This window comes from Janthinobacterium salmonicoloratum (assembly GCF_051380845.1).
GTDB lineage: Bacteria > Pseudomonadota > Gammaproteobacteria > Burkholderiales > Burkholderiaceae_D > Janthinobacterium > Janthinobacterium lividum_F.
Genome location: NZ_JBNYXV010000003.1, coordinates 212,854 through 230,434 on the forward strand (window position 1 = coordinate 212,854; position 17,581 = coordinate 230,434).

At 62.8% G+C, this 17,581-nt stretch carries 14 protein-coding genes; 5 read left to right on the top strand and 9 right to left on the bottom strand.

Annotated features, from left to right (window positions below):
- Positions 1–102: 102 nt before the first annotated feature.
- The 3 genes from ACQ4WY_RS17690 to ACQ4WY_RS17700 all read left to right on the top strand — a co-directional run bounded on the left by ACQ4WY_RS17690 (position 103) and on the right by ACQ4WY_RS17700 (position 2,970).
- A complete protein-coding gene (locus tag ACQ4WY_RS17690) occupies positions 103–1,185 on the top strand; it encodes an AraC family transcriptional regulator (protein WP_436505135.1) in 1,083 nt (360 codons plus the stop codon).
- Between the two features lie 92 nt (positions 1,186–1,277).
- A complete protein-coding gene (locus ACQ4WY_RS17695) occupies positions 1,278–2,060 on the top strand; it encodes a 3-hydroxybutyrate dehydrogenase (RefSeq protein ID WP_353658038.1) in 783 nt (260 codons plus the stop codon).
- A gap of 61 nt (positions 2,061–2,121) precedes the next feature.
- Positions 2,122–2,970, top strand: coding sequence for a DUF2071 domain-containing protein (locus ACQ4WY_RS17700; RefSeq protein WP_436505136.1), 849 nt, complete (start codon positions 2,122–2,124; stop codon positions 2,968–2,970).
- A gap of 254 nt (positions 2,971–3,224) precedes the next feature.
- Here ACQ4WY_RS17700 and ACQ4WY_RS17705 read toward each other — a convergent pair whose 3' ends face one another.
- Positions 3,225–3,821, bottom strand: coding sequence for a hypothetical protein (locus ACQ4WY_RS17705; RefSeq protein ID WP_436505137.1), 597 nt, complete (start codon positions 3,819–3,821; stop codon positions 3,225–3,227).
- 283 nt (positions 3,822–4,104) lie between these two features.
- Between ACQ4WY_RS17705 and ACQ4WY_RS17710 the strand changes: the two genes are divergently transcribed.
- Positions 4,105–6,195: a S9 family peptidase gene (locus ACQ4WY_RS17710; protein WP_436505138.1), complete on the top strand. Its 2,091-nt coding sequence runs from the start codon at positions 4,105–4,107 to the stop codon at positions 6,193–6,195.
- Positions 6,196–6,262: 67 nt separating this feature from the next.
- Here the strand turns inward: ACQ4WY_RS17710 and ACQ4WY_RS17715 are convergent, their stop codons facing one another.
- From ACQ4WY_RS17715 to ACQ4WY_RS17750, 8 genes are all read right to left on the bottom strand, one after another.
- Complete coding sequence (locus ACQ4WY_RS17715; RefSeq protein WP_436505139.1) at positions 6,263–8,317, bottom strand: esterase-like activity of phytase family protein; 2,055 nt, start codon at positions 8,315–8,317, stop codon at positions 6,263–6,265.
- A gap of 71 nt (positions 8,318–8,388) precedes the next feature.
- Positions 8,389–9,315, bottom strand: a complete 927-nt coding sequence (locus ACQ4WY_RS17720; protein ID WP_436505140.1) for a helix-turn-helix domain-containing protein — start codon at positions 9,313–9,315, stop codon at positions 8,389–8,391.
- A gap of 55 nt (positions 9,316–9,370) precedes the next feature.
- On the bottom strand, positions 9,371–10,288 hold the full coding sequence (locus ACQ4WY_RS17725) for a helix-turn-helix domain-containing protein (protein WP_436505141.1): 918 nt from the start codon (positions 10,286–10,288) through the stop codon (positions 9,371–9,373).
- A gap of 15 nt (positions 10,289–10,303) precedes the next feature.
- A complete protein-coding gene (locus ACQ4WY_RS17730) occupies positions 10,304–11,779 on the bottom strand; it encodes a mannitol dehydrogenase family protein (protein WP_436505142.1) in 1,476 nt (491 codons plus the stop codon).
- Positions 11,779–12,828 (bottom strand): ABC transporter ATP-binding protein, encoded by a 1,050-nt coding sequence (locus ACQ4WY_RS17735; RefSeq protein WP_436505143.1) that lies wholly within the window; start codon positions 12,826–12,828, stop codon positions 11,779–11,781. Before ACQ4WY_RS17735 ends, ACQ4WY_RS17730 begins: the two co-directional genes overlap by 1 nt.
- An 18-nt stretch (positions 12,829–12,846) precedes the next feature.
- A complete protein-coding gene (locus ACQ4WY_RS17740; protein ID WP_353658047.1) occupies positions 12,847–13,665 on the bottom strand; it encodes a carbohydrate ABC transporter permease in 819 nt (272 codons plus the stop codon).
- A 10-nt stretch (positions 13,666–13,675) separates the two neighbouring features.
- The gene (locus ACQ4WY_RS17745; protein ID WP_436474667.1) at positions 13,676–14,536 is read right to left on the bottom strand and encodes a carbohydrate ABC transporter permease; all 861 of its coding nucleotides are present in this window, start codon (positions 14,534–14,536) and stop codon (positions 13,676–13,678) included.
- Positions 14,537–14,638: 102 nt separating this feature from the next.
- Entirely contained in the window at positions 14,639–15,949 is a 1,311-nt protein-coding gene (locus tag ACQ4WY_RS17750) for an ABC transporter substrate-binding protein (protein ID WP_436505144.1), read from the bottom strand.
- 310 nt (positions 15,950–16,259) lie between these two features.
- On the opposite strand from ACQ4WY_RS17750, the gene ACQ4WY_RS17755 reads away from it, so the two are divergent.
- Positions 16,260–17,561: a maltoporin gene (locus ACQ4WY_RS17755; RefSeq protein ID WP_436505145.1), complete on the top strand. Its 1,302-nt coding sequence runs from the start codon at positions 16,260–16,262 to the stop codon at positions 17,559–17,561.
- Positions 17,562–17,581 lie beyond the last annotated feature (20 nt).

Below are 17,581 nucleotides of genomic sequence, written 5' to 3' on the forward strand. Positions count from 1 at the left end.
TGCGCGCCACGGCGGCTTGCTATACTGTCCTTGCCTTCTCAACAGCATATGCCGCCACAGGCCAAGGGTATTGGTTTTTCATGACAATCGCATTGTTCCATCATGACAAGTACTGACGGCCGGGTCGCCGGCGCCTATCTGCAGCCGCTGCTGGAAGCGGCGGGCGCACACGGCATCTCAGCTGCCGTCCTGGCGCAGGCGGCCGGCGTGGCGCCGCACAGCCTGGAAGCGTCCGCGCCCAGCTTGGCCTTGGCCGCGCGCGACTACGTGCGCCTGCTCGATGCGGGTGCACGGCTGGCGGGCGATGCGCATTTCGGCCTGCACGTGGGCCAGCGCGTGCGCATGGGCACCTACAGTGCGTATGGTTTGATTTTACTCAGTTGCAGCAACGTGGGCCAGGCGCTGGAACAGACGGCCCGCTACGAACGGCTGGCGCATGACCTGGGCCGCTCGACCCTGCAGCGCGATGGCGCCGTCGCGCATTACCGCTGGACCAGCAACTACCCGGGCGCCAGCCGGCACCTGGTCGACAGCGTCTTTGCCGGCATCCGCGTGTGCGGCGACTGGCTGGCCGGCATGCCGCTGCCGCCGGCCCGCCTGGCGTTTACCCACGATGGCGGCGGCGACTTGCTGCACCATGCGACGCACCGCGACGAATACGTGCGCGTGCTGGGCAGCCTGCCCACTTTCGGCGCGGACGCCAACACGGCCACCTTCGACGCGCAATTGCTGGACTGGCCCGTGCCGAACGCCGACGTCAGCCTGTACCCCGTGCTGTGCCAGCATGCGGAACAATTGCTGGCGCAGCGCCAGGCCGCAGCGGAGACAAGCGGCGGCGCCATCGACGCGCAAGTCCACGCGGCCATCGTGGCGGCCTTGCGCCAGGGTTCGGCACGGCTGGCCACCATTGCCGCCGCACTGGCCGTGACGCCGCGCACCTTGCAGCGCAAGCTGGCCGACGCGGGCACCAGCTTCCAGGCTCTGCTGGACCAGGCCAGGTACGGCCTGGCGCGCGATTATCTGCGCGAGCCGGATTTGTCGCTGGTCGACATCGCCTTTCTGCTCGGCTACCAGGAACAAAGCGCCTTCAACCACGCGTTTCGTACCTGGGCGGGCACCAATCCTGGCGCGTGGCGCTTGCAGGAAATGCTTGACAGGCAGCTTGACAGGCAGCAAGCCGTTTAGGCGTGCGCGGGGCATGCGCGGCCCGTTTTCTGGCTATACTGGCATAGTCTGACTTCCCACGATCACTCCAACCCGCAATGCAAAGGATTAATATGCAACTCAAAGACAAAGTCGCACTGATTACCGGCGCCGCCAGTGGTATCGGCAAGGAAATGGCTATTGAATACGCGAAACAAGGCGCCAAGGTGGTCATCGCCGACCTGGCCCTGGAAGCGGCCAGCAAGACGGCCGAGGAAATCAAGCAATCGGGCGGCCAGGCATTTGCCGTCGCCATGGATGTGTCCAGCGAAGCGCAGGTCGACCAGGGCGTGGCGGATGCCGTGGCCCACTTCGGCGGCGTCGATATTCTGATCAGCAATGCGGGCATCCAGATCATCAGCCCCGTCGTCGACTACCCGTTCGATCAGTGGAAAAAGATGCTGGCCATCCACCTGGACGGCGCCTTCCTCACCACGCGCGCCTGCATGCGTGAAATGATCAAGGCCGGCCGCGGCGGCGCCATCATCTACATGGGTTCCGTGCACTCGCACGAAGGCTCGCCGTTCAAGAGCGCCTATGTGGCTGCCAAGCACGGTTTGCTGGGCCTGGCCAAGGTGGTGGCCAAGGAAGGTGCAAAGGATGGCATCCGCGCCAACGTCATCTGTCCCGGCTTCGTGCGCACGCCGCTGGTCGACAAGCAAATCCCCGAACAGGCGGCCCAGTTGAAGATCACGGAAGAGGAAGTGATCAAGAATGTGATGCTGAAGGAAACCATCGACGGCGAATTCACCACCACGCAAGACGTGGCGCAAACGGCCATCTTCCTGGCAGCCTTCCCATCGAACGCCTTGAGCGGACAATCGATCGTCGTCAGCCACGGCTGGCACATGCAATAAGACGTAACGTTTCCGGCAGGCGGCGCCGTCCGCCTGCATCACCGTATCCGAAAGTTCCCAATTGCAAGACAACACTTACCGTCACCCGCGCGCGGGCTGGCCGGGGCGCCTGTTTGCCGCGCTCGCCAATTGCACGCATTTCGCCAACGTGCGCCAGGCGATCATGTCGCGCCTGCCCTTCCTGACCCTGCACAGCGACGTGCGCGACGTCGTCTACGTGAGCTGGCTGGTGGACGCCCACGCCGCGCAGCAATTGCTGCCTGCCGGCGTGACCTTGTGGCAGCGTGGCGGCAAAACGCCATTTACCGTGCTGACCTACCGCCACGGGCATTTCGGCCCTGCCCTGCTGGGCCCATTACGTAAGCTGCTGCCGTCCCTCCTGCAAAGCAACTGGCGTTTCTACCTGGACCACACGCCGCCAGGCGCGCCGGACGTTCCTTGCGTGTATTTTCTGAAAAACATCATGGATAGCTTGCCACACGCGCTGGGCACGCGGCTGTTCAGCGACATCTTGCCGACCCACCTGGCGAACTCCATGACGCTGGAGGTCAGCGCCACGCAAGCCCGCTGCACGATTGCGCCGGGCGCCGGCAGCGCGCCCGCGCTGGAGGTGCAGGCGGACATCACAGCGGACCATCGCCCCGACGAAGACTGGCAGCAGCTCTTCGGCAACTGGCGCGACGCCGTCGCCTTCCTCGCCTGCCAGGATGCGGCCATCGCGCACGTGCCGCGCAATGGCAAGCTGGTCTTCGGGGAAATCGACCTGCCAGTTGATCTGGATCAAGTGCAAGCGCTGACTACCTTGCGCGCCAACTGCGGCTTGCTGGCGCAGTTACCACCCGTGTCCAAGCCGTTTGCCTTTCTCGTGCCCAAGGTTGCCTTCAAGGCGTTGTCAGAGCGCCTGCTGTAGCCCGGCGGCGCTCCGGCGCACGCAGGGGCGTGACCGGGCCTGCGCGTACAGGGCGGATGCCTGCGCCGCCTGCTGGCGGGCTTGGTGCGCACGGACATGTAGCCGACAGCCACGCCGTCCGCCGCCACCGGCGTCACGCTCACCAGCACCCAGTAATCTGAAAATATTGCAGGTGGCGCGTGGCCGCAGGGGATGGCGAGAGCGAGAGCAATACCGGAACAGCGTGGCTGTTCCGGCGGCAAACAGCGTAGCGTTTAACGTGGCAGGTAACGCCAGTTGCCGCTTTCCAGCATGAACGTCAGTTCCGTCTTGATGCCTTCCGGACGGCTCGGCACACTCAATTCCGTATCGCAGACCAGATAACCCGTCTTGCGCTTGACGTCGCACTCATTGACGGCCTTGACCTGCATGGTCGTCTGCGCCTCCTGCATCTGCACATCCTTGGCCGCTTCCGGATTGCGCGCCACTTCTTCCTTGGCCCAGGCGCGTATCATCGCTTGCGCCTCGGCCGGCGACGGTCCCGAAAACTTGGCATCCTTGCGCTCGACGCCCACCCACGTACCGTTCTCGTTACGCAGCGGCAGCACCATGAAAGCATCGCGCATGCCCCCGCTCATGGCGACCAGGCACACCACTTCGCCCGGCACTTCCTGCGAATCCTGGCAGCCGGTCAAGCTGGTGACCTTGACGGCGATCGGTACCGGCAAAGCCGATTGCATTTTGGCCCGGGTCTTGGCCACGCCCACCTGCACGGCGGCGTGGATTTGTTCGAGCGTCGGCATGGTGGCCGCCTGGGCCGGCAAGGCGGCAAACAGGGCGGCGGCGGTCAGGGCGAGGGAAGTCAGGCGCATGGGTGTCGAGAGTAGTGATCAAAGGCCGGCAGTCTAGCACTTCGTACAAAAACAGTTGTTTCTGTACAGACAGGTCCCCCGCATAGCCCGCGCGCCAACATGCCCGCCTTCCAAGAGTCGCGCACCGCACCGGAAGACGCGCCCGTCGCCGTCCGGCGCGAGACCCCGGAGGTCAACTCCCGCAGCAGGCGCGCCTTTATTGCTATGATGTCGGGCTGCCGGCGGTACAGCCGGCCACGTCAATACCATATCGATAACGTCGTCATAAGAATCGGGAGTTTGAATGAGTTTACGTCTGCTGCTCTTGGGAGCATTCAGTGCCGCCATGGCCACCACCGCCGCCGCTGCAGAACCTGCGCTGGCCGCGCCGCGCGGTTTCACCGTGGAAGACATGGTGGCCATGGAACGGGTGGGCAGTCCCGTGCTGTCGCCGGACGCCACGCGCGTCGTCTACACGGTGCGCAGCACCAACCTGGACAAGAACCGCGGCAACACGCAGCTGTGGATGATCGACCTGCGCGCGCCGAACGCGGCGCCACGCCAGCTCACGCGTGGCGAATCCAGCGCCAGCGACCCGCAATGGTCGCCGAACGGCGACGCCATCTACTTCCTCTCTAGCCGTTCCGGCTCCTCGCAAGTGTGGCAGCTGCCCCTGAACGGCGGCGAAGCGGCCAAGGTCACCGACCTGGCGCTGGACGTCGACACCTACCGCCTGTCGCCGCAGGGCGACCGCCTGGCCTTCAGCATGGGCGTCTTCCTCGATTGCGCGGACCTCGCCTGCACGAAAAAGCGCCTCGATGAAAAAGCGAAAAACAAGGCGAGCGGCATGGTCTACGACCAGATGTTCGTGCGCCACTGGGATACCTGGGCCGATGGCCGCCGCAATGCGCTGTACTCGGCGCCGATCGACGCCAGCGGCAAGGTCAGCGCCACGCCCGTCAGCCTGAGCGGCACGCTCGATGGCGACGCGCCATCGAAACCGTTCGGCGACAACGGCGAATACCACTTCAGCCCGGACGGCAAGACGGTGGCCTTCTCCGTGCGCGTGGCCGGCCGCACGGAATCGTGGTCGACCAACTTCGACGTCTACACGATTCCTGCCGCTGGCGGCCAGGCGCCGCGCAACCTCACCGCCGACAATCCGGCCTGGGACGCGAAAGCCACCTACTCGCCCGATGGCCGCACCCTGGCCTATGTCGCCATGACCAAGCCGGGCTTCGAAGCGGACCGCTTCCACCTGGTCCTGATGGATGTCGCCACGGGCAAGAAGCGCACCCTGGCCGATGACTGGGACCGTTCCGTGGCCGATTTCCGCTGGACGCCGGACAGCAAGGCCTTCCTGGTCGCCGCCGATGACGTGGGCCAGCACCGTCTGTTCCACATCGACGCGGCCAGCGGCAAGGTCGCTGCGCTGACGGGCAAGGGCGCCGTGGGCGACTTCGACGTGCGCGGCAATACCATCGTGCTGGCGCAAGCCAACCTGGCCTCGGGCGCGCAGCTGTACACGCGCAAGCTCGACGCCAAGTCGGAAACGGCGCCGATGGTCCAGCTGACCAAGCAGAACGCGGCAGCCCTGGCCGATGTGCGTTTCGGCGAATATGAACAGTTCTCGTTCGCGGGCGCGAATGGCGAAACCGTCTACGGCCACGTCATGAAGCCATGGAATGCCAAGGCCGGTGAAAAGTATCCGGTCGCCTTCTTAGTCCACGGCGGCCCGCAAGGCAGCTTTGGCAACAGCTGGAGCTACCGCTGGAATCCGCAAGTGTATGCGGGCGCCGGCTACGCCACCGTTTTCATCGACTTCCACGGTTCGACAGGCTATGGCCAGAAGTTCACGGACTCCATCAGCGGCGACTGGGGCGGCAAGCCGCTGGTCGACCTGCAAAAGGGCCTGGAAGCGGCCACCAAGAAATTCCCGTGGCTGGACCGCGAGCGCAGCTGCGCGCTGGGCGCCTCGTATGGCGGCTACATGATGAACTGGATCGCCGGTAACTGGCCGGACGGCTTCAAATGCCTGGTCAACCACGATGGCGTGTTCGACAACCGCGGCATGGCTTACGCGACGGAAGAGCTGTGGTTCACGGAATGGGAAAACGGCGGCCCCTACTACGACGCGCCAGCCAAGCACGAACAGTTCAATCCCGTGAACTTCGTAAAAAACTGGAAGACGCCGATGCTGGTGGTCCAGGGCGACCTGGACTTCCGCATCCCCACCGCGCAAGGCCTGGGCACCTTCACGGCGCTGCAGCGCCAGGGTATCCCGAGCAAGCTGCTGGTCTTCCCTGACGAAAACCACTGGGTGCTGAAACCGGCGAACTCGCTGCTGTGGCATCACACGGTGCTGGACTGGCTCAATACTTACACCAAAAAGTAAGCCTGGCCCACAGTAAAAAAGCCGCACAGTTCACACTGTGCGGCTTTTTTTCATCCGTCAAACTACATCAATACGTATTGAGCGCCTTGGCGAACTTCACGATCCACAGACGGCTTGGGCGCTCGCGGTCGTCGCCGCGCGCCACGCGGATAGTGTTGGCGGCGTTGCAGCCGGCGGTGCTGCTGGTGACGATGGTGCCGTTGGCATCGACCGTGCACTTGGTCACGTCGGCGCCATCGACTTCCACGCCATTCGCGTCAAAGATCTTCGTCTTCAGGCCGAAGTCGTTGTCATTGGCCAGCGCGATGGTGGAGTCGTCGATCAGGGTCAGACCTTCGGCCTTTTCCGCAGCCCAGCCGATGGCGTTCAAGTCCAGCAGCAGGGTTTTCTTCAGCGGCGTGACGGCTGCCCAGTCGGCGCCATTGACGGCCGCGCCGCCCATGCTGCTTTTTTCCAGGTCCGAGGTCGTCGCATTGAAGGCGGCGGCCGCGATATCGGTGGCGTCCTTCAATTCGACCAGCATCAGTTTATTGAAGACCTTGCCCGAAGGCGCGGCGCCCTGCTCGATGACGAGGAACTTGCCACCGCCCAGCGCCACCATGTCGCCCAGCTTGGCGTTGCCCGTACGGCCATCCTGGTAGTCGGCCGCATTCAGCGGATACGCATACATCTTGCCGCTGGTGCCCGTCGTCGGATCGAATTCGATCCAGCGCGTGAAGCGGGCGAAGCGCTCGACCTGTTCATTCTTCTTCGTCACCGAGTACGGCGCCGTGCCGTCGGACAAGGGGCTTTGCAGGAAGGCGTACAGCTTGTCATTGCTCGTGTCCAGGGTCATGCCTTCCATGCCGCGGTTCGCGCGGCGCTTGGCGAACAATGCCGGCAAGCCCTTGCCCGGTTCGTACTTGGCCTGGATGATGCCGGTGGCCGCATCGATCTTGACGATGAACGGGCCGTATTCGTCGGACACCCACAGCGCATTGCGCTTGGCATCGACGACGATGGCTTCCGAATCGAGGCCGCCCGCGTTGAAGACGGCCTTGCCGGCGGCATCGAACTTCATCGCATCCATGACGGGAATCTCGGCCGAATTGCCCACCGCGCCCACGGGCACGGGCAAGCCCGAGCTGTTGACCGTGGCCGATACCTTGATCGGCGTCGATGAACCCAGCACGGCGCCGTTCTTGCCCACCGTGATGACGCCGAACGATGGTATAAAGCTCGGTGACGGGAATATCTTGCTGCCGATCGTGCCCTTGCCCGAAGGGTCGGGCACCAGCGGGCCATCGCCGTTCGGGCCGCGGTCCGTCAAGCCATAGAATTCCAGGTCACCGGCCGCGTTCTTGCCCTTGTAGGCCAGGCCGGAGCCATACGATGGCAAAAAGCCGTTCGGGAATTCACCCTTGATCTTGGCATTGGCGCCTTCGTACGGCACGTAGAACTTGCTGTCCGCCTGGATCTGGTAGCGCGTCACGGTGACTTTCACTTCGCCGACCGGATTGGCTTGCGTCAGCGCTTCGTTGACGGGCGCGCCCGCTTTCGAGGCCAGGGTATCTTCGAAATGCTCGCGCACGAGGGCGCGGCGTTCCGCATCGACCGTGCGGCCGGCGAATTTCGTGCCCACGGCCGACAGATGCGCGGCCAGGGCCGCGTTGAATACGGCCGGGGCGGCGGCAAAGTCCAGCGTCTTGCCGGCCAGCGCCGCCTTCACTTCAGCCGTCAGCTTGATGCCGTTCGACGGATCGCTGTCATCGTCCAGCAATTGCAGCGCCAGCAGGCGGTTGACGACCTTATCGTCCGCCACATTCGTGCTGGCGGCCAGCGCCAGCGGCGTGACGACGGCGCCGCATGGCGCCGAACCCAGGGCCAGGCCGCCCACGCTGAAGGCCACCGTGTCGCCAGGATTGCAAATGAATTCGCCCTTGGCATTGGTGCTGGCCTTGGCCGCGCTGCCAGCCACGTAATCGAGCCCTTCCACCGCGCCGTCGAGGAACACGCCCGTCTGCGCCACGGGCTTGGAAGGCTCCGCCGGCGTATTATCGCTGCCGCCGCAAGCGGCCAGGGCCAGGCCGGCGGCGATGGCCAGCAGGGTCAGTTTCGGGGTGGACGTTACGGCAGTCTTCATGCATTCCTCGGCTAGAGTGGGGTTGAAGCCGTGGAGGATAACTGTTCAAAGTGACAAGCCCATGACAGGCATCACATTAGTGGCGTATCCGCAACAGGCCCGCCGATGCCGCCGAAGCGGCCATCGGCCTGGCGCCGGAATTCCTTGGGCGTGACGCCCTTCACCTGCAAAAAGCGGCGGTTGAAATTGGCCACGTTCTGGAAGCCCACGTCGTAGCAGACGTTCGACACATAGTGATCCGTGTCCATCAGCAGCTGGCACGCCTTGTTGATGCGCAAACGGCTGATGAAATCCGTGAAGCTGTTGCCCGTCGCCTTGCGGAAGAAGCGCGAGAATTTACTCAGCGACATGCCCACCTGCTCGGCCAGCATTTCCGCCGAAATCGGCTCGCGATAATTGTCCGTGATGTAGTTGAGGACGGAATTGACCTTGGCCAGGGTGGCGTCATCATCGTACGAACGCAGGGAAGCGCTCGACAACAGGCGGTAATTGGCGGTGCGCGCCAGCTTGCTCATCAGCTGGACGAATTCGACGAAGCGCTCGGCGCCATGCGTGACGCGGATGCGCGCCAGATGCTGCTCCGCTTCCGCTCCCATCTCGAAAAACTCCACGCCATAGCTGGAGCGTTCCAGCAGCGGCAGCAGTTCGCGCAATTCGGGGATGACGCGCGCGGCGCCGGCCAGCGGCGCGTGGGCGAATTGCACGATCATGTCGCGCAGGGCCACGCCGCCTTCCGGCATCACGTTGGAAATCCAGTTGTGCGGCAGGCGCGGCCCCGTCAGCACCAGGTGGCCGGGCGAGAACTCGCCGATATAGTCGCCCACGAACAGGCGTCCGCTGGTGGCGACGATCAGGTGCAGCTCATACTCTTCATGGCAGTGCCAGCGCACGCGCGAGCTGGGATAGCCGTGTTCCAGGTAATTGATGATGCCGTCGTAGCTTTCCCGTTCCAGTTCGGGCGCCTTGCGCTCGCTGTCCTTCTGCCATAGGTGTTCCATGCTCGTCTCTCTCAGACTGTCCCCGCCTGTGCCATCGAATGTACCTCAAAAAGCCTCAGGCACCAAAACGGCCCAGTGCCTGCTGGCGAAACTCCTTCGGCGTCATGCCCTTCAATTCCAGAAAGCGCCGGTTGAAGTTGGCCACGTTATTGAATCCCGCCTCGTAGCAGATGTTGCTGACATAACGCTCCGTCTCCATCAGCAGCTGGCAGGCCTTGTTGATGCGCAGGCGGTTGACGAAGTCCGTGAAGCTGTTGCCCGTGGCGCTGCGAAAGAAGCGCGAGAACGTCCGCTCGGGCATGTCTACCTGCTCGGCCAGCTGTTTCAGCGAAAACTGGCTGCTGTAATTGTGCACGATGAAGTTGATGGCGGAACTGATGCGCGCCAGGGCCACGTCGTCGTCGCTCGACTGCATCGGCACCGTCGACAGCAGTTGGTAGTCACTGGTCTGCGCCAGTTCTCCCAGTAGGGTGAGAAATTCGATGAAGCGCGGCAGGCCGCTGCTGTCGCGGATGCGCTGGAAGCGCCGCAGCGACTGTTCACTGACACCAAAAAATTCCACGCCGTGCAAGGCGCGCTGCAGCAGCGGAAAAATATCCTTCAATTCGGGAATGGCGGCGGCCATCGACGCCAGCGGCGCATGCGAAAACTGGACCACCATGTCGCGCAAGGCCACGCCTTCCGGCGGCGTGTCGAGCGAAACCCAGTTGTGCGGCACGCGCGGCCCCGTCAGCACCAGATGGCCAGGCGTGAACTGGCCGATGTAGTCGCCCACAAAAACCTTGCCGCTCGTCTTGACGATCAGGTGCAGTTCATACTCGTCGTGATAGTGCCAGCGCACCAGCGAATTCGGAAAGCCGTGCTCCAGGTAACGGATGAAACCAAAACTGCCTTTCGGCTCGAAGCCGGGCGTGGCGTCGCGCTGCTGTTCCAGCTCCATCTGCGGCAAGCAGGCATCGGCTTTACGTGGCATGGCGCGCCCTCCCCCTCAAGCCACGCTCTGTTCCAGCGCCCCGCGCGCGCCCAGCCCGTACAGGCTGGCCAGCGCGTGCCCCACCGCCTGCGTGAACGCTGGTGTGTCGCTCAAGTCACCGAACAGTTCGCGCAAGGACAGCAGCGCCGTGGCGTCCGCCCCACCCTGCAGCGCCAGCGCACGCAGGCGCACCGCATACGGGTCGTTCAGGGGCATCTCGCGCCCCTGCTCGTCGTGGCCTTCCAGGTAACGGAACCAGCACGCCACCGTAAAGGCCAGCTGCTTGATGGCGCCGCCCCGGGCCAGCGCTTCGCGCACGGATGGCAACACGAATTTCGGGATGCGCGCGGAGCCCTCCGTGCCGATGCGCGCCAGCTGGTCGCGCACGGCCGGATTCGAGAAGCGCTCGATCAGGGTGTCTTTGTAGCTGTCCAGGGCTATGCCTTCCACCTCGTCCAGCAAGGGCGTGACTTCCTCGTCCATCATGCGCCGCACCAGCGCGCGGATGCCAGGATCAGCCATCGCCTCGTGCGCAAACGTGTAACCGAGCTGCATGCCGATGTAGCACAGGGCCTGGTGACTGGCATTCAAGAGGCGCAGCTTCATCTTTTCGTACGGCAGCACGTCGTGCGTCATCTGCGCGCCCACCTTTTCCCAGGCCGGCCGGCCCTGCGGGAATTCGTCTTCGATGACCCACTGGCGGAACGGTTCGCACACGACAGGCCAGGCGTCGATGATGCCAAAGCTGTCGCGCACCAGCGCCCGGTGTTCATCGGTGGTGGCCGGCGTGATGCGGTCGACCATGCTGTTGGGGAAGCTGCCATGCGTGGCCAGCCAGCGCGCCAGCTCACCGTCGCGCAGGGCGACAAAGGCCAGCAGCATCTTGCGCGTCACGTCGCCATTGTTTTGCAGGTTATCGCAGGACATGATGGTAAACGGCGCCAGGCCCCGCTGATGGCGCAAGGCCAGCGCGGCGGCCAGGTAGCCGAACGAGCAGCGCGGCGCCTGCGGGTGCGCCAGTTCATGCACGATGTCGGTGTGTTGCACGTCGAATTCGCCCGTACCCTGATTCACATAGTAGCCACCCTCGGTGATGGTCAGCGCGACGATGCACGTGCCAGGGTCGGCCAGCTTTTCCAGCACGGCCTGCGGGTCGTCGGGCGCATACAGGTATTCGCCGATGCAGCCGATGATGCGCGCCGTATCGCCGGCCGCGCTGCGATCGACCACCGTGTACAGCCCGTCCTGCGTCCGCATGGCGTCGCGCATGGCCGCGTCATGCGGCAGCAAGCCCACGCCGCAATAGCCCCATTGCTCATTTCCGGGCAAGGCCAGCAAATCGTCGAGGTACACGGCCTGGTGGGCGCGGAAAAAGCCGCCCACGCCGATATGTACGATGCTGCCCACGAGCGCGCCGCGCGCATACGCGGGCACGGCAACGTTGGCGGGCAGTCGCGCCAGGTTCGCCTGGTTCAACGCGGTGGCGTCCATTACAGCGCTCCTTGCGCAGCCGCATAGGTCTTGCCCGCGCGGTCAAAATAATGGACGAAGCCCGGCTCGAACGTCAGGTGCGTCTGCTGGCCCGGCTGCAGGCTGCTGCGTTCGGCGCCGCGCGAGACCACCTGCACATTGTTCGGCAAGCGCACATAGGTCAGGGTTTCCACGCCCAGGGACTCCACCAAGTCGACGGTGACGGGCACGCTGCCCGGCTGCGCCGCGCCCAGGTGCACGTGCTCGGGGCGGATACCGACAAAACCGTCGGCCTGGGCCGCGCTGCCCGCCTGCGCCAGCAGTTGCGGCGCCGCATCGGCGGGTACCACGTTCATGCTGGGCGTGCCGATGAATTGCGCGACAAAGCGGTTGGCGGGACGGTCATACAATTCCAATGGCGAGCCATGCTGCTCGATCTGCCCGTCGCGCAGCACCACCACGCGGTCGGCCAGGGTCATCGCTTCCACCTGGTCATGCGTGACATAGATGGTAGTGGCGCCCAGTTCGCGGTGCAGCTTGGCGATCTCGATACGCGTTTGCACGCGCAGGGCCGCATCGAGGTTCGACAGCGGTTCATCGAACAGAAACACTTTCGGGTCGCGCACGATGGCCCGGCCGATGGCCACCCGCTGGCGCTGTCCGCCCGACAGCTCCTTCGGCGTGCGTTCCAGGTATTTTCCCAGGTCGAGGATGGCGGCCGCCTTGTCGACTTTCTCGCGGATGATGGCAGGATCGACGCCAGCCAGTTTCAGCGCGAACGACATGTTCTGGAACACCGTCATGTGCGGGTACAGCGCATACGACTGGAACACCATCGCCAGGTCGCGCTTCGACGACGGCAGGGCCGTGATGTCGCGCCCGTCAAGCGACAACTTGCCGCCGTCGATCGGTTCCAGGCCCGCGATCAGGCGCAGCAGGGTTGATTTTCCGCAACCGGACGGCCCCACGAAGACGACGAACTCGCCCTGCCGGATCTCCAGGTCGATGCCCTTGATGGCGCGATGCTCGCCAAAGAATTTCTCGATATTGCTCAGTTGAAGGTAAGCCATGATGTCATCCAATAGTGTTTACTTAACGGCGCCAAAGGTCATACCTTGGACCAATTGTTTCTGGCAGAACCAGCCCAGCGCCATGATGGGCGCAATCGCCATCAGGGAAGCGGCCGACAATTTGGCCCAGAAGAGTCCTTCCGGGCTGGAGTACGAAGCGATCAGCCAGGCCAAGGTGCCCGCGTTGGAGGCGCCCAGGTTCAGCGACCAGAACGATTCATTCCACGACCAGACCATGCACACGAGGGCCGTGGAAGCGATGCCGCCCACGGACAGGGGCAGCACCACGTGGCGGAATTCGTCCCACACGGTGGCGCCATCCATGCGCGACGCTTCCAGGATTTCGCGCGGCAACTCCTTCATGCTCGTGTACAGCAGCCAGATCATGATGGGCAGATTCATCAGCATGAACATGATGGTCAGGCCGATACGCGTGTCGAGCAGGCCGAAGTACTGGTAGCAGATATAGATCGGCATCAGGGCGCCCACGCCGGGCATGTAGCGCGAGCTGAGCATGAATTTCAGCAAACCGATGGTGCCGCCTGTGGGAAAGAAGGCCATCGAATACGCGGCCGGGATGGCGATCAGGAGGCCTATGGCGGTGGAGACCACGCTGGTAAACAGCGAGTTCCACGCGTAGCCGAAGTAATTGTCGCGCGCCAGCACTTCGCGGAAGCTGTCGAGTGTCGGTGTGAAGAACAGCAGCGGTGGCGTGGAAATGGCTTGCCCTTCCGTCTTGAAGGCCATCAGGCCCAGCCAGAAGATGGGAAAGAACAGCAGCAGCGCGAACAGCCAGGCGGCGGCCGTGCGGCCAAGCAGATTGAGTTTGCTATGCATCAAGGTCTCCTTATTTCGACAAATTCTTGCCGATGACGCGCATCAGGAAGAAGGCGGCGATGTTGGCGATGAGCACGGCGAACAGGGCGCCGGCCGAAGCAGCTCCCACGTCATACGACAGCAGTGCCTGCTGATAAATCATGAAAGTGATGGTGGTCGTGTCAAAGCCGGGACCGCCACCCGTGGTGGTAAAGATTTCCGCAAAGATCGACAGCAAAAAGATCATCTCGATCATCAGCACCACCGAGACGGCGCGGCCCAGGTGGGGAATGTAGAGGTAGCGCAACTGCTGCAGATAGGTGGCGCCATCCATGCGCGCCGCTTCCAGCTGTTCGCGGTCCATCGATTGCAGGGCCGTCATGAAGATCAGGCAGGCGAACGGCAGCCATTGCCACGAGACCATCATGATGATGGAAAACAGGGGGTGGGCCGACAGCCAGTCGACGGGCGTGGCCCCAAAGAACAGGCTGATCTGCGCGAACAGGCCGTAGATCGGGTTGAGCAGCATGTTTTTCCACATCAGCGCATTGACGGCCGGCATGATGAGAAACGGCGAAATCAGCAGCACGCGCACGATGGCGCGTCCCGGGAACGCTTCATTGATCAGCAGCCCCAACGCCGTGCCCAGCACCACCGTGATCAGCATCACGGAAAACAGCAGGGTAAACGTATTCTGCAACGCGGGCAGAAACGAGGCATCGGTAAAGAAAAAGTGGAAATTGGCCAGGCCATGGAAAGGATGGCCGCTCGGATCGAGCATGGAATAGCGCACGAACGCGTAATACAGCGTGATCAACAGCGGAATCACGGAAATGACGGAGACGGCGACCACGGCCGGCGTCAGCAAAGTCCGGGGGATAATGCGTTTCATAGGATACTCTTGGGACGTGAGGGAGTGACGGCCCCGCTGAACAGCAAGGCCAATCACATCACCTGTTTACAAAGCAAATGGCACAGCAAGACCGGAGACGTCTTATTTGTAATAGCCGCCTTTACGCATTTCTCTTTCCGCCGTCTGCTGCGACAATTCCAGCGCCTGGTCGACCGTCACCTTGCCCAGCAGCGCTGCTGCCATCTGCTGGCCGGCCGCCACGCCGATTACCTGGAATTCGGGGATCGATGCGAATTGCACACCCACGTACGGCGACGGCGGCAAGGTGCTTTGCACGGCGCGCGTGGTGGCCAGGGCCTTGCCTTCGGCGGCGGCGAATTTCGCCACTTTCTGGAACTCGGGGCTGGCATACGTCGACTTGCGCGTGCCCGTCGGCACATTGGCCCAGCTCGTTTCCTTGGCCACCAGTTTCACGTAGTCGGGCGACGTGGCCCAGTTGATGAAGCGTTGCGCCTCATTCGGGTGCTTGGAACTCGCGGGTATGGCGAGCGACCAGATCCACAGCCAGTTGGCGCCCCGTTCCGTCACGCCCACGGGCGACTGGGCAAAGGCCACCTTGTCGGCCACCTTGCTTTGCTTGGGGTCCGTGATGAAGGAGGCGGCGATCGTCGCGTCGATCCAGATGCCGCACTTGCCCTGGTTGAACAGCGCCAGGTTTTCATTGAAACTGTTGGCGGCCGCGCCCGGCGGGCCGTATTTCTTCATCAAGTCGACATACATGGTGACCGCATCCTTCCACGGCTTGCTGGTAAATTGCGGCTTCCATTGCATGTCGAACAGCTGGCCGCCGTAGGAATTGGCCATGGTGGTGATCAGGGCCATGTTGTCACCCCAGCCCGGCTTGCCGCGCAGGCAGATGCCGTACACGCCGTTGGCCGGATCGTGCAGCTTGGCCGCCACGTCGCGCAGCTGATTCCAGGAGGGACGGTCCTCGATCGTCACTCCCGCTTTTTTCACCAGGTCGCTGCGGTACATGATCATCGAGCTTTCGCCATAGAATGGCGACGCGTACAGCTTGCCATCGCCGGAGAGCCCTTCACGGATGGCCGGCAGCAAGTCGTCGATATCGTATTTGGCGTCCGGCTTGATGGGGATCAGCCAGTTTTTCTTGCCCCAGATGGGCGTTTCATACAGGCCGATGGTCATCACGTCGAACTGGCCGCCCTTGGTGGCGATATCGGTGGTCATGCGCTGGCGCAAGACACCTTCTTCCAGGGTCACCCATTTGAGCTTGATGTCGGGATTGGCTTGCTCGAAGAACTTGCTGAGCTTTTGCATTTCGATCATGTGGCCGTTGTTGACGGTCGCGATGACCAGGTCGGTGGCGGCAAAGGCGGACGAGGCGAAGCAAAAGGCGCCGGCGCACAGCGCGGCAATGGCGGAACGTTTCATTGTGTGTCTCCAGTGTTTTTTGTCGTTGGCAATGCTCAGTTACTTAGCACCACGACCACAATGTAGCACCGGACTTTGATACTTTCTGATACTCCAAAACCGCAATTCGATACTCTTTTGCAGTCCCTCTATGCACCAGAGTATCGATATTAAGTAAAAACAACACTTTGAAAGAAAGTATCGCTACTTGTTCGATTTGTATCAGGGTGGTTAAAAAAGCGCTGCTAGACTTGGTTTTCGGCATTAGACCGTGTGCGGTAGTCGCCTCCCGGGGCGCCGCCGCTACCACCTACATCTTTCTGGAGACCGCATGAATCGTACTGCACTGAAAACCTTACCTGCCCTGCTCCTGGCCATCGCCAGCGCTTCCGCCCTTGCCGACCCCATGTACCCAGGTGATGCCGAAGGCTTCCACGGCTACCTGCGCGCAGGCGCCGGCAGCAATACTTCGGGCGGCGGCGGTTCGCAAGGCTGCTTCGGCCTGGGTGGCAATACCATGAAATACCGTCTGGGCAATGAGTGCGACGCCTACACGGAATTCGGCTACACCAAGTCCGTTGCCAAGTCCGGCGGCGTGAACTACCTGGCCACCATCTGGGTCAACGCCTACGCGCCGAATTCGGATTTCGGCGACAACAAGCTGGGCATCGTCAAGGCCTATGTCGAAGCGCAGGGACTCGACTTCCTGAACGGCGGCACGGCCTGGATCGGTAAACGCTTCTACTACCGTCCTGACATCCACATGCTGGATCTGCAATACATCAACATGAACGGCACGGGCGCCGGCCTGGACCGCATTCCTGCCGGCCCGGGTAAATTCTCGTATGCCTTCTTCAAGGACCACGACATCACCGAGCGCGATGACGACAAAGGCACGCGCAGCGGCGTACCGGGTGCTTACCTGGGCACCAAATCGGCCGTGCGCCAGAACTTCATCTACGGTGAAATTCCCGTCAATGAAAACGGCACCCTGGACCTGGCCGCGACCTACATCATCGGCGAAGGCAAGGATGACGCCATCCTGGGCAAGCGCAATAACGGCTGGCAGCTGTCGGCCTTCCACCGGCAAGGTAAAGTGTTTGGCGGCGGCAACACCTTCGGCGTGCAGTACGGCGTCGGTCCTGGTGTCGGTGGTGCGGGCAACGGCCAGTTCGGCGCCTCGGGCGACACCGGCTTTGGTTCGGACCGCAAACGCACGCGCGTCTTCAATGACATGGCGATTCAGCCGATGGCCAACTTCGGCATGGAATTCGTCGCCCTGTGGCAAAAAGACGAGTCGAACGCCAACGGTTCGTCGACCTGGACCTCGGTCGGCGTGCGTCCTGTGTACGCATTCACCGACAACTTCAAGCTGGTGGGCGAACTGGGTACGGACCGCGTGACGCAAGCGGGTGGCCTGCCAGCCAAGCGTTTGACCAAGCTGACCATCGCCCCGACGATCTCCGCCGGCCCTGGCCTGTGGTCGCGTCCTGAATTGCGCGCTTTCGTGACCTACGGCAAATGGAACGATGCGGCTACCGCCTCGGTCAACGCGTCGAACAACGGCGGCCCGATCTACAACAACAATACCAGCGGCACGTCATATGGATTCCAGGTAGAAACCTGGTTCTAAACAGATCAGCGGTAAAAACT